Origin of the sequence: Haloarchaeobius amylolyticus (assembly GCF_042678045.1) — an archaeon.
Taxonomy (GTDB): Archaea; Halobacteriota; Halobacteria; order Halobacteriales; family Natrialbaceae; genus Natrinema; species Natrinema amylolyticus_A.
Genome location: NZ_JBHUDI010000003.1, coordinates 79,175 through 91,836 on the forward strand (window position 1 = coordinate 79,175; position 12,662 = coordinate 91,836).

Here is a 12,662-nt window from a genome sequence, read left to right on the forward strand (position 1 = left end):
GAGTCCGTGACGGCGATGCGGTTCGCTCGAGCCGTCCCCGAACCGCTGTGTCAGCGCGAGGGGTCGTGGCCGGTGATAAACGGGCCCACGTCGGTATCGGTGCTCAGTAAGAAACTATTACCATCAGTAAAACTGTATTTCGGGGCTAGAAAGCGGGCCAGCTTCGTCGCCGGCATCTGATAGTCTTCGACGGAGACTGGTCCGCCGAGCGATCGCTTACTTCTCGTCGTACACGCGCGTCCGAAGATACATCCCTAATTCGTCGCGAACCGCATCCAGCCAGTCGTCGCCATCGGTGCTCGAGCGCCGCAACACAGTCCCAAGGATGGTCGTCTGGATCGTCGCCGCGACGGCCTCGGGATCGCACTCCTGGAAGTCGCCGGTCTCGATGCCCGCGCGGATCACCGCCGCAATGGAGTCCGCAAAGACCCGATCGCTCCGGGTGAAGTGCTCCCGATAGGCCGGATCGCGGATCGCCTGGGTCCGGAGCTCGACCATCGCTGTGACGAACCCCATCCACTCGTCGTCGGCATCCGTTGCGAGCCACCACTCGAGAACCTCTTCGAGCCGTGCGGGCGGGTCGTCGATTTTCCCATCGCTGAGTTCGCCCTCGAAGTACTCGAGCAGGTACTCGAGACAGGCCAGTACGAGCGCGTCCTTGTCCTCGTAGTGGTGGTAGATCAGCGACGGGCTCCGCTCGAGTTCCGTCCCGATCTTCTTGATCGTCAACTCGGCGTACCCGTGGTCTCGCAGGCTTCGGTAGGTCGCGGCCAGGATCTCCTCGCGGGTGTCTGCCGGCTCTTCGAACACGTCGATGGTCACGCCAGATCACCCCGCCGTCGGATCGCGTTGTCCGGCGGGTTCGTCCGGTGGGTCGCCACGGCGTACGGCTCGGCTGCGTTCATTACCGGGACCTCACCAGCAGGCATCATAACCGGTTTGATTGAACGTTCATTCAAAACGGTTATCCCTCGTGCCTCCCGGATAGTGAATAATGAGCGACAGTCATTCCGCCGAGCCGATCCTGCACGCGGCAACACTGACGATCGGTGCGCGAGCCGCCCCCGGAACGTCCGACAGGTGGTCCCTGTGACCGGACGCCGAACCGCGGCCCTCCTCGCGGCCGTCGCTGTCGTCGGGTTGGTCGCCCAACTCGGCGCGACGGCTGCGCTGGCACAGCAACAGACCGGCGGCGAGTTGACCCGCGGCGAACCGGACCTCGAGCTCGTCGACTCCAATCCCGAGGTGACGCCCGGGACCGAGACGACGCTCGAGGTCGACATCAAGAACGACGGCGATCTCCATACCGGTGCCCAGGCCGAACGGGTGCTCACGGCCCGTGGCGTAACCGCCGAGATCGCCGATGCCGGTCCGTTCGAGGCCGCAGGTGGCGAAGTGGCAGTCGGCCCGATTCAGGACGGCGCGATCGCGACGGCTCCGCTCGCGATCGAGGTCCCCGAGGACGTCGAGTCCGGCACTCACGAGATCGAGGTCGACGTCGAGTACTCCTACACGAACCGCGTTTCGGACGCCTCGAGTTCCCAGCAGCGACTCACGAAGACCGAGACCCTGGATCTGCGGGTGACGGTCCCTGAAGAACCCCGCTTTGAGGTGTCGAACGTCGCGACCGATGTCGCCCCCGGCTCGAGCGGTGACGTGACGATGGAGATTCGAAACACGGGCGGCGAGCCTGCAAATTACACGCGGGCATCCGTCACCGGCTCCGGTGGTGTGACGATCGATGGCGGGACCAGTGAGAACGTGATCGGTGACCTCGAACCCAACGAGTCGACGACAACGACTGTGGAGGCCGCGGTCGCCGAATCGACCAGCGCGGCGGACAAGCCACTCGAGGTGGCGTTCACCTACGAGGATGCGTCCGGAATCGACCGAACCGCCGACCCCGTCAGAACCTCGCTCTCACTGACAGACGAACAGTCGTTCAGGATGCAAAACATCGATGAAACGCTCTCAGTCGGCTACGAGGGCGACGTCTCGGGCGAGGTCGTCAACGACGGCCCCCGCCCCGTCGACGATGCGGTCCTGGTCGTCGAGCCGATGAGTGACTCGCTGTTCGTCGAGGACACCCGCTATGCGTTGCCGGAACTGAAGCCCGGCGAAGCCGCCGACTTCAACTATCCGATCGACGTCAGCGGCCAGGGCGATCCGGGCGCGCGGCAGCTCCGCTTTACCGTCGAGTACACCGGTAGCGGCGACACGACACTGACCGACGGCCCGATCTCCGAGCGGGTCGTCGTCGACGAACGGCGCGACGAGTTCTCGATCACCGATGACGACGTCACCGTTCAGCAGGGCGAGGCGAACGAAGTCGTCTTCGAAATTACCAACGAGCGTCCGAAGACCCTGTCGAACATCGACGCCCGACTCTACACTGACAGCCCCCTCGATGCGACCGACAGCGAGGCATTTGTCGACGAACTCGAGCCCGGCGAGTCAGCCGAGATCCGCTTTGAGATCGAAGCTGGCAAGGACGCAACCGTCGAGACCCACCCGGTGGAACTCGACTTCGAGTACGACACCGAGCGAGGCGAGTCGGTCCTCTCTGACGTTTATCAACATCCCATCGAGGTCACACCCAGCGAGGATGACGGCGGTGGCTTCCCGTCACTGATCGTGGGACTACTGGGTGCACTCACCGTTAGTGGGATCGGCGTTGGACTCTGGGTTCGACAAAGCTGACGGATGAACGAACCCGAGCAGCGTCACGCACGCGATGATTCAAATGATCGGTCCCTTATCAACCGAGTCGAGGCGACGATCACTGCCCATCCCTGGCGGGTAGTCCTCACTTTTGCGGTAGTGACGGCGCTGTTTGTCGCCGGAATCGGTGGGGGCGGTGAGCAACAGGCCGGGACGGATCAGTTCACCGACGGACTGGACGAACAGGAGGCCTACGAGGACATGCAAGACGACTTCGAACGCGACGACCGTGGTTCGGGCGGTGCGTCCGCGAACCTGTTCTTCGAGGATCAACGGAACACGCTCTCGAAGCCGAATCTCCTCAGGATGCTCGAGTTCCAAGAGCGGGCCGAAAACGAGGACGGGCTACGAGTCACGTCGACGACTAGCCCGGCTTCGCTCACCGCACAGCAGCTCGACCCGACCGCGGAGACGCCCGAAGAACAGTACCGTGTCATCGAGCGGGCTTCCCAACGTCAGCTCGAGGCGGCGATCGCAGACGCCGACGAGGCGGCCGGGTTGCCGGTGAGCACGGACTTTACCCGCGAGTCGGCCGCGGCTGACGTCGCCCAGATCGCGGTCACGTACGATGTGCCCCCGAACGCCGACACGGACGACACGGCCGAACTGCAGACCCGAACCGTCGAGTTGGCAAACGAGATCGACGGCTACGAGTCGGGCGAGAACGTCGTAGTCTTCGGCGACGCGATCATCGAGGAGGAGACGCTTCAGTTGCTCGGCGACACCGCGATGGTCGTCTTCCCGGCAGCGCTCGTTCTGATTCTGTTCTTCCTGCTGGTCGCCTACCGCGACCCGATCGACCTCGGACTCGGTCTGGTCTCGCTGTTGATGACGATGGTCTGGACCTTTGGGTTCATGGGCCACGCGGGGATCCCCTTCTCGGATTCGCTAGTCACGGTGTTCCCGCTGTTGCTCGCCGTCGGCATCGACTTCGGGATCCACATCATCAACCGTTACCGCGAGGAACGGGCTGCTGGCGCAGCTATCGGCGATGCAATGGGGATTACGACGGGCCAGATGTCCGGTGCGTTCCTGATCGTCACCCTCACGACTGTCATCGGCTTCGCCGCGAACCTGACGAGTTCGCTGTCGCAGCTCCGTGACTTCGGGATCGTCGCCTCGGTTGGCATCATATTCACGTTCCTCATCTTCGGCGTCTTCCTCCCAGCCGGAAAGGTCGGCTTGGACCGACTCCGAGAGGGTACGCGGTTCCCCAAATTCGGCTCGAGCCCGCTCGGAAACGAAGACTCCATCCTTGGTCGTATTCTCCCGGTCGGGACGCGACTCGCGCGAATTGCGCCGGCCGTTGTCCTCGTGACCGCACTCGTCTTTGGAACGGCAGCTGCCGGCTACGGCGCGGGCGTCGATACGGAGTTCTCCCAGGAGGCGTTCTTCCCGGACGAGGATCGGATCGCCCAGTACGAGCGGTTGCCCGAGCCGTTCGCACCCGGAGAGTACACGTTCATGACGGTCCTCGACTACCTCGAGGAGGACTTCGATCAGGGGTTCGTCGGTTCAGTGACCGTCTATGTCGACGATCCCGATGTTAGGTCTGCTGCTGCATTCCGGGATGTTGACCGGGCGGTCACGGACCCGCCCGACGCGTTCGTCGAGACCGATCGGCGCGCCGACGCCGACAGCGTCGTCAGTGTGATGGAGCAACGCAAAGAGACCGATCCCGAGTTCGCAGCGACGGTCAAGCGAACCGATGCGAACGGCGACGGACTCCCTGACCGCGACGCTGATCTCGTCTACGACAAACTGCTCGAGGGCGATCAGGCAGCCCAGTACGTTACCAGTGATCGGGGTTCGACGCGAATCGTATATCAGGTCGACGCCGACGCTGATCAATCCGACGCGACCGCCGCCGCCAGAGAAGTCGCCGGCGATATGTCCATGGACGCAACTGCGACCGGCGAGCTAGTGGTCAATCAGGCCGTCATCGACCGGGTCAGCGAGTCGGCCATTACGAGCTTGATTGTCGCTTTCGTCCTCACTGCGGTCTTTCTGATGCTTTCTTACTGGTGGCTCGAGGGCCGGATGATCTACGGCGTCATCAATCTGGTCCCAGTCCTCGTGACGGTCGCGATGCTTGCAGGCTCGATGCGACTGTTCGACATCCCGCTATCGCCGTTTAATGCCCCGATTCTGTCGGTCTCGATCGGACTCGGCGTCGACTACACCGTCCACTTCATGCATCGGTTCGTCGATGAGTACGAGTCGGGTGCAGACGTCCACGAGGCCCTTTCGGTGACCGTTCGCGGGACCGGCGGTGCCCTGACCGGCAGTATGCTGACGACCGTCTGCGGGCTCGGCGTGTTGTATCTCGCACTGATCCCGCTGATCATGGAGTTCGGCCTCTTGCTCGCGCTGGGCGTCTTCTATGCCTATCTCACGTCGATCTTCCTGTTGCCGTCGACGATCGTCGTCTGGGACCGTCTCGAGCGGCGATACGATTCAGTGGGCAACATCGCTTGGCAGTGAGCGGTCCCTGATTGGGAACTGACACAGCTGTTTCTTTTTGCTTTAGTTCCGGACTCTAAATCATTGATGGACGCCAACCTCGGCGGGATGTTCAGCAGTACTCTGGTGTTCTACGACAATATCTGGAACGCCCACGAGAGCCGGCTGCTCAGCATCTCGAGCGTCGTCGGCAAACAGGGCAACTTCGGGCAGGCCAATTACGCCGCTGCGAAAAGTGGCATGTTCGTCTTAACCCTGACGATCGCTCTCGAGTTCGCCCAGGGCGGCTCGACGGCCAACTGCGTTGCGCCCGGCTTTATTGCTACTGGCACGGTCGAGAGTGTCCCAGATCACGTGCCCGATCATATCATCGCGGAGATCTCGCTCGCCGAGCCGAACCCACCCCCGGCGACTGAATCGATCTACGCAACGAGATTGGCGAGATAGTCGCGGTTGCGATCCTTCCAAATCGTCAACGTGGCCTTCCGGTCGTGTTCGGTCGCCCGATTCTCGAGATAGGCGTAACGCTCTTGTGAAGCACATTGTTGGTTTGAGGGCTTTTCGACCCGGTTTAAAGGATTTGTCATCGGAGGTGGAGCGGCCTGAGATACACTGTCAGTTTGTCCTTTGAGATATCTCGATGCGGCGAGAGCCACCGTCGCGCCAGCGACGCGTGGCTCTCGCAGGTGTTGACGTGTGCATCACCATCTACGTATTCATCGTCTCCGTGAATCACTGCTTCCCGGTGGAAGTTCTCATCGTTTTCTATTGGATCATAGGCCCGAAATCCATCCGTGTAGACGGTTAGCGACTCCTCCTCGTGAGTGTCGAGGAGGAGTCGCACAGTCGATTCGGTTGCGGATTTCGCAGGGACGATGTATCGCTGATCGCTTCCACGATCAACGAGCGTGAATACTGGCGGCTTGTCCTCGTCATACGTTCCTCGTCCACGTTTCGAGAGACCACGCGAGCGCGGCTCTTGGTCGCGCCCGCGACCTTTCTTCCCGGCAGAGACATAGAACTCATCAATCTCGACCGGACCAACGAGAGAGATGACTGGCGCGTCGAGCGTTCTCGCGAACTGCTCGACGCGCCGATGAAGCGTCCGGTAGGAAACGTCGGTTTCCGCCGCTAACTGGTGGATACTCGTGTTGAACCGAAGAAACGAGTAGAACGCGAACAAGAGCGTATCGAGGCCGATCTTCGCGTGCGCGAAGATCGTGCCGGTCTTGTCGTTGAACGTGCGGTCGCAATCCTTACAGAGATACCGCTGATACTCTCGATAGCTGCCGTGTTTGATCACTGAGTCGAACCGGCAGCGCGGGCACTCAAGGCCATCGCGCCAGCGAACCTGCTGGAGCAGGTTCGCGGCGCTTGCCTCTGAGTTTAGCACTTCAAATGGGAACATATCGGGTGACGCGAACGCGTCACCCTTGCCCGCTACGCTTCTACAGCGACAGCTCTACCCGACCAACAATCTGCTTCTGAAGAGCGTAGGCGTAAACGAACGTCTCACGAGTTACGTCGGGTGCTCCCTCGAGATAGACCGGCAGCGAGAGATCGGCGTCGCCCTTCGGGCCGATCGGTGCCCCCAGTACGGCAAGTCGGCTGGTAGTACGTTTGTTCGATCGAGCCCACAGAAAAGACGTTGGCGACGAGGGCGTTCAGGGCGCGAAATTCTGGATCGCCGTAGTCGGCGTCGATCCACCCATACTCGCGGGCCGTACCGATCGCTTGCACCGCGTCGGGAGCGCTCCCATCGAGCCACGACCGAATCCGCCCACGCGGGAGTTCGAGCCGCAAGGCGATTGCACTCGAGCCCTTCTCAGGGTGACGCGAGGCGTATGCCATGATCTGTTCGTAGTCCGTGACGGCATCGAAGAGGTCGGTATACGAGGGCGTGTTGTAGGTCCGCGCCAGCGCGCGTTCATCGATGAGCGAGTTGTCGGTCGAACTGTCATATCGATGGTGGTTTTCTCAAGTCCGCGAAATCGGCCGCGAAAAGTGTTTCAAGCCGTCGTTGTAGTGGTTCCATTAGACGCTGGTTATCACATGTGAAACCGCTAGAGGTTCCACAGAACAAGACTATCAGGTAAATATATATGGTCGCCCTCGAGTCTGTGGATTAGCATCGGTTACGGCACGTCGAGAAAGCGGGGACGGTGGGTGGCTCCTCAATCCCCTGTTCCGCAGTGTCCAGTTTGTCGTGGGCGCTGATAAGTTTTCTCACACGCCGGTTTCGATGCGTGAGAATACATGTTAGATGGCAAATCGATTCAACGGAAATTGGTTGGAAACGACGACGAACGCGCGGTATCACCAGTTATAGGGGTCATACTCATGGTGGCGATAACTGTTATCCTTGCGGCTGTGATTGCTGCGTTCGTGCTGGACATGGGCCAAGGGCAGACTCAAAATCCGCAGGCAGGGTTCGATGTTACTCAGGAAAACGACACTCACTCAGAAGTCCAGATCGTGAGTATCGACCGCCTGGATTCCGCGGAGGTCACGTGTGATAGCAACAGCAATACGGCGTCGTTCGATAACCCCGGCGTTGGGAATACAACGTCGATCGAATGTAACGACGAAAACGTGAGTATTACTGGGACCTACGAAGGTACCAGTAACGTGATGAACTAACAGACACGAGCCGTTTTGTCGGCGGTATTTCTTTATTTGTAGTCCAGTAGCTCGTGCTACTCGAATAGGATATCTCGGCCATCCAGCGCTGAGAGTAGCCTTTTGCCCGGATGAGCGCGTTATGTCTCTTCGTGAGCGCTTTCGATCCACGTTGTGAGATGAGCGGTTCGACACTAAGCGCGTAGAACTCGTATTTCGTGTGCTAGTTATGGAAAGCTTTGTCAGCTGTAACGGACAGCAGGTCGCTTCTCCAACGCTTGTTTGGCTAAACGACACTGCTCAATGAAGTTGAAGAAATCAATTCCCATTGACAGAATAGATCTCCTCGTCTCAATCCTTCTAAACCTATGATATCGGCTGATTAGACAGCCATTCAGCATATAAGAATATTGATGGAATGGACGGTAGTGTTCAGATAAGCTGATTCCATGCAAAGCTAAACGATCTGATCCATTCGTCGGCGGTTTCTGCTTCGGCGTTGCTAAAACAGTTCGAGAAACAGATGGTTCTGCGTTTTATCTCTCTGAAGACACGTTCGACAGCATTCCGATTTCCATGTTTCTCGTATCTGAAATCGAAGCCGTGGCGCTGGCACGCAGCTTGCAACGAGTGCGATCCATCGACGAGAAACACGGCGTCATCGACGTCGTGTTTCTCGGAGAGTTCAGTCAGAAACGAATGAGCGAGAACCTTCGTTGTCGTCGGTTCAAGCTTTGTATGGAGTAATTCGTTCGTCTCAGGGTCGACCGCAGCGTACAGCCAATACTGCTCGTCGTTAAGTCGGATCACCGTCTCGTCAACCGCAACGTGATCCGGACTTTGCCCCTCTTCGGGCTGTAGATCGGCCTTGTGAACCCAGTTATGAACGGTTGATCGAGCACGTTCGACACCGAATACCTCAAGAACAGATACAGTATTCGAAAGAGAGAGTCCAGCAAGATGGAGCTGAATACTCAGCTTCATCAGCAATCGCGGTGTCGCTTCTCGTTCGACAAACTCTAAGTTGATCTCGTCTAAACAACCGTTGAGGCGAGCGTTTTCGGGCATAGAGCACTCGGAAAACGCTCCGCCTCACTTTTCAATCCTTATCTGAACACCGCCGAATGGACATATTGAAGCGATGCTGTAGCACCGGTGAGCGGCGGTGGATCACCTTACGGCTGGGTTCCGAGGCGATTCACCAGGTTAGTCCTTCATAGACGATTCCATCGCGGCGCTCGATACACTGTCGACCATCGATAACGACCGGCGTCGCCATCTCGTCGAATTCGGTATCGAGGTTGCGGAACTCATCCCAGTCAGTGACAACGAGTGCGCCCTCTGCATCACGAAGGGCAGCTGCGGCCGTTGACGCATAGTTAATCTCGGGGAACCGGTCGGCCATTTCGTCGGCAGCAACTGGATCGTACGCGACGATCTCGGCACCATGCTCTTGGAGACGTTCGATAATGGGGATCGCCCGCGAGTTCCTGATGTCGTCCGTCTGTGGTTTAAACGACAGGCCGAGGACCGCGATGCGAGTACCCTCGAGGGAAACGTGCTGCGCGAGCAACTCGAGCATTCGCCTGGGCTGCCGGTCGTTGATCTCGACGGCAGCCTCGAGCAGTGCGGGATCGTAGTTTTCCTCGCGCGCGGCTGCGATGATTGCGTTCACGTCCTTTGGGAAGCACGAGCCGCCCCAGCCGACACCGCTGCGGAGGAACTGTTCGGAGATCCGGTCGTCGAGGCCGATGGCCTCCATCACCTCGTAGGCATCAAGCCCGAACTCCTTGCAGATGTTTCCGAGGTCATTGATCAGGCTGATCTTCGATGCGAGGAACGCATTGTTCGCGTACTTGATCATCGCGGCCGTCTGGGGGTCAGTTTCGACGACCGGCGTCTCGGCGTCGAGTACCGGCTCGAATACCTCGTGGAGGCGGTTCGATGCCCACTCGGAGTTCGTGCCAAAGACTAGCTTGTCGGGGTTTTGGAAATCAGCAACTGCGCTTCCCTCTCGAAGGAACTCGGGGTTCATGCCTACTTCGACGGCGTCATTGTCGTCGGCGCCATTGCGGATCGCCGGTTCGAGTTGCTCTGGGATACTCGGCGGCGTCACCGTACTCTTGATCACGACGAGATGGCGTTCCGATTTCGTGGCGAGCGCCTCGCCGGTCGCCTCGGCGGCTGCTTCTAACGCACCGAGATCGATGCTGCCGTCGTCGTTTGATGGTGTGCCGATCGCCAGAAAGGTCACATCCGACTCGGGGATAGCGTCATACGAGGTCGTCGCTGTAAGTCGATCGCCGGCGTGGGTCTCGAGAAGGTCATCCAGTCCGGGTTCGGTGATCGGTGCCTGTCCGTTGTTGAGCGTCGCGACGATATCTTCGTCGATATCGATCGCGGTCACCTCGTGGCCAAACTCTGCGAAACAGGCAGCGATCGTCGTCCCGACGTAGCCGCTCCCGATGACAGTAATATGCATTACCTGACTCAGGCGTAGCCACATAGATCATCCTTGTGATCGCTCCCTTTCTCTCGCTTGAGGTGGGTTCTTCCAGCGTGAAACCAACCGTGCTTCGGCCAGAAAACACATATAGATGGCATTATCATGTAAGATATAATGAAAGCAGTCGTACTCGCTGCGGGGGAGGGGACGCGACTCCGGCCGCTGACGGAAGACAAGCCCAAAGGGATGGTGGAAGTCGACGGAAAACCGATCCTCACGCACTGTTTCGACAATCTCGTCGAACTCGGCGCGGAAGAGTTCGTTGTCGTCGTCGGCTATCTCAAAGAGGTGATTATCGACCACTACGGCGACGAATATCGTGGTGTGCCGATCACGTATGCCCACCAGCGTGAACAGAAGGGGCTCGCACACGCACTGTTGACTGTCGAAGAGTACGTCGACGACGACTTCATGCTCATCCTTGGGGACAACATTTTCAACGCGAATCTCGAGGACGTCGTCCGACGCCAGCAGGAGGATCGCGCAGATGCGGCGTTCCTCGTCGAGGAGGTGCCGTGGGAAGAAGCATCGCGATATGGGGTCTGTGATACCAACAAATACGGCGAGATCACGGACGTCGTCGAGAAACCCGAGGATCCGCCATCGAACCTCGTGATGACCGGGTTTTATACATTTACGCCGGCGATCTTCCACGCCTGTCAGTTGGTGCAGCCATCGAACCGCGGCGAGTACGAGATCAGCGAGGCAATCGACCTGCTGATCCAGTCGGGGCGGACGATCGATGCGATCGGGCTCGAGGGCTGGCGCATCGACGTCGGGTATCCAGAAGATCGCGACGAAGCAGAACGGCGCTTACAAGGAGAAGAGGACAAATTGGCCATCGAGGCCGCTTCTGATTAGTTTCAGACGAGCGATTCCTACAGCATTAGTGATGGAGCAGGAAGACAAGAAGATTCATATATCGCTTACTACGCGGATACATTACGATGAAGCGGGGGAATCGCTATCGGATACTGAGCGCAACTGGTGTCGCCGGACTTACTGCACTGGCAGTTCTGATAGCGAATCACCGATTCCCCCAACGGCTCTTCACCACCTACGTACCGTTTTTTAACCGGCTTCCGATAACGGTCCTTTCCGGCGACGAGCTTGGGCGAATACTTCTACTCAGCGTCGGGATCAGTAGCATCGCACTCGCCCCACTCTACCGACCACGACCGCGACGCCCCATCGATACAATCGTACTCGTCCAACGTCGCGTAGTCGTGGCGAGTTTAGCTCTCGCAACAATCGGCTATTTCAACTGGTCGCATCGGCTCCCGCGGGCAACCTTGGTACTCCTGACTGGGACCCTCGCCGTGCTCCTCCCGCTCTGGTTCCTCACAGTCAGTCGACGACCGACGGATGAGCCCGATCGAGCACTGATCGTGGGGAACGATCCGGCGCAGATCAAACAGCTCTCCGCCGAGACGACGCTTCCGTACGTCGGATATCTCTGTCCGTCGACCATCGTTCCTCGTCGCGACAGTCATCGACAGAGACTTCCCGTCGCTGACGGTGGCGAGCAGATTCACGAACTCGAGCGATTCGGTGGGCTCACACGACTCGAGGACGTTCTGCTGGCCAACGACATCGACACGGTCGTCCTCGCGTTCGAGGAGGCGAATCGCGGTGACCTCTTCGGGGTACTTGACACGTGCTACGAACACGGCGTCGCCGCGAAAGTACACCGCGACTACGCCGACGACGTACTCGTATCAGGGGCGCCGACCGGGACGCTCGTCGACGTTGAGGTCGAACCGCTCGATCTACAGGATCACCTGTTGAAGCGTGGGTTCGATGTCGCGTTCGCGCTCGCAGGGTTGCTCGCGTTCGCACCGCTGTTCGCCGTGATCGCAGTGGCGATCAAGCTCGACAGCGACGGGCCGGTGTTGTACAGCCAGCGTCGGACTGCCGGGCTGGGCGGTACGCTCACCGTCTATAAGTTTCGAACGATGCACCCCGAGGGTGAGTCACCAGAGCCGATCGACGACGACGAGAACGATCGGATCACGCGCGTCGGTCAGATACTTCGGTCGACGCATCTCGACGAGCTCCCCCAGCTGTGGCTGATCTTCGTCGGGAAGATGAGCGTGGTCGGTCCGCGCCCAGTCTGGACCGACGAGGAAACGCTGCTGGAGGCCGAGACCGACGCTTGGCGTAAGCGCTGGTTCGTCAAGCCAGGGTTGACGGGGCTGGCACAGGTACGCGATCTAGGAAGCACTGATCCAGAGGCGAAGCTCCGATCGGACCTCGAGTATATTAGACGACAATCGTTCAGACTAGATATCTCGATCGTTGTACGACAGATAGCAATGGTATTCGAAGACATCGTTGATTTCATTCAATAGGA

9 protein-coding genes and 3 pseudogenes are annotated in these 12,662 nt (G+C 59.2%); 6 read left to right on the plus strand and 6 right to left on the minus strand.

From position 1 onward, the window contains the following. Nucleotides 1-216 precede the first annotated feature (216 nt). The gene (locus tag ACFR99_RS04265) at nucleotides 217-822 is read right to left on the minus strand and encodes a TetR/AcrR family transcriptional regulator (RefSeq protein ID WP_390284705.1); all 606 of its coding nucleotides are present in this window, start codon (nucleotides 820-822) and stop codon (nucleotides 217-219) included. Nucleotides 823-1,089: 267 nt separating this feature from the next. Here ACFR99_RS04265 and ACFR99_RS04270 point away from each other — a divergent pair, with 267 nt between their 5' ends. The 3 genes and pseudogenes from ACFR99_RS04270 to ACFR99_RS04280 all read left to right on the plus strand — a co-directional run. Continuing rightward, on the plus strand, nucleotides 1,090-2,700 hold the full coding sequence (locus tag ACFR99_RS04270; RefSeq protein WP_390284707.1) for a COG1361 S-layer family protein: 1,611 nt from the start codon (nucleotides 1,090-1,092) through the stop codon (nucleotides 2,698-2,700). Nucleotides 2,701-2,703: 3 nt separating this feature from the next. Further along, a complete protein-coding gene (locus tag ACFR99_RS04275) occupies nucleotides 2,704-5,205 on the plus strand; it encodes an efflux RND transporter permease subunit (protein ID WP_390284709.1) in 2,502 nt (833 codons plus the stop codon). Between the two features lie 51 nt (nucleotides 5,206-5,256). Further along, nucleotides 5,257-5,571, plus strand: a pseudogene (locus tag ACFR99_RS04280) (SDR family NAD(P)-dependent oxidoreductase); the annotation flags it as partial. A gap of 162 nt (nucleotides 5,572-5,733) precedes the next feature. Here ACFR99_RS04280 and ACFR99_RS04285 read toward each other — a convergent pair. Together ACFR99_RS04285 and ACFR99_RS04290 are read right to left on the minus strand one after the other, a co-directional pair. After that, nucleotides 5,734-6,592, minus strand: a pseudogene (locus tag ACFR99_RS04285) (IS1595 family transposase); the annotation flags it as partial. A gap of 104 nt (nucleotides 6,593-6,696) precedes the next feature. Continuing rightward, nucleotides 6,697-7,035, minus strand: coding sequence for a hypothetical protein (locus ACFR99_RS04290; protein WP_390284711.1), 339 nt, complete (start codon nucleotides 7,033-7,035; stop codon nucleotides 6,697-6,699). Between the two features lie 405 nt (nucleotides 7,036-7,440). On the opposite strand from ACFR99_RS04290, the gene ACFR99_RS04295 reads away from it, so the two are divergent. Continuing rightward, nucleotides 7,441-7,824, plus strand: coding sequence for a type IV pilin domain-containing protein (locus ACFR99_RS04295; protein ID WP_390284713.1), 384 nt, complete (start codon nucleotides 7,441-7,443; stop codon nucleotides 7,822-7,824). On the opposite strand, the pseudogene ACFR99_RS04300 reads toward ACFR99_RS04295, so the two are convergent. The 3 genes and pseudogenes from ACFR99_RS04300 to aglM all read right to left on the minus strand — a co-directional run. After that, nucleotides 7,784-8,083, minus strand: a pseudogene (locus tag ACFR99_RS04300) (hypothetical protein); the annotation flags it as partial. The gene ACFR99_RS04295 and the pseudogene ACFR99_RS04300 sit on opposite strands and share 41 nt — an antisense overlap. Before the next feature lie 152 nt (nucleotides 8,084-8,235). Then, on the minus strand, nucleotides 8,236-8,871 hold the full coding sequence (locus ACFR99_RS04305; protein WP_390284715.1) for an IS6 family transposase: 636 nt from the start codon (nucleotides 8,869-8,871) through the stop codon (nucleotides 8,236-8,238). A 130-nt stretch (nucleotides 8,872-9,001) separates the two neighbouring features. Beyond that, nucleotides 9,002-10,285, minus strand: a complete 1,284-nt coding sequence (aglM, locus tag ACFR99_RS04310) for a UDP-glucose 6-dehydrogenase AglM (protein ID WP_390284717.1) — start codon at nucleotides 10,283-10,285, stop codon at nucleotides 9,002-9,004. A 138-nt stretch (nucleotides 10,286-10,423) separates the two neighbouring features. Between aglM and aglF the strand changes: the two genes are divergently transcribed. Together aglF and ACFR99_RS04320 are read left to right on the plus strand one after the other, a co-directional pair. Continuing rightward, the gene (gene aglF, locus ACFR99_RS04315; protein WP_390284718.1) at nucleotides 10,424-11,170 is read left to right on the plus strand and encodes a UTP--glucose-1-phosphate uridylyltransferase AglF; all 747 of its coding nucleotides are present in this window, start codon (nucleotides 10,424-10,426) and stop codon (nucleotides 11,168-11,170) included. 86 nt (nucleotides 11,171-11,256) lie between these two features. Next, nucleotides 11,257-12,660: a sugar transferase gene (locus tag ACFR99_RS04320; RefSeq protein ID WP_390284719.1), complete on the plus strand. Its 1,404-nt coding sequence runs from the start codon at nucleotides 11,257-11,259 to the stop codon at nucleotides 12,658-12,660. Nucleotides 12,661-12,662: the final 2 nt, after the last annotated feature.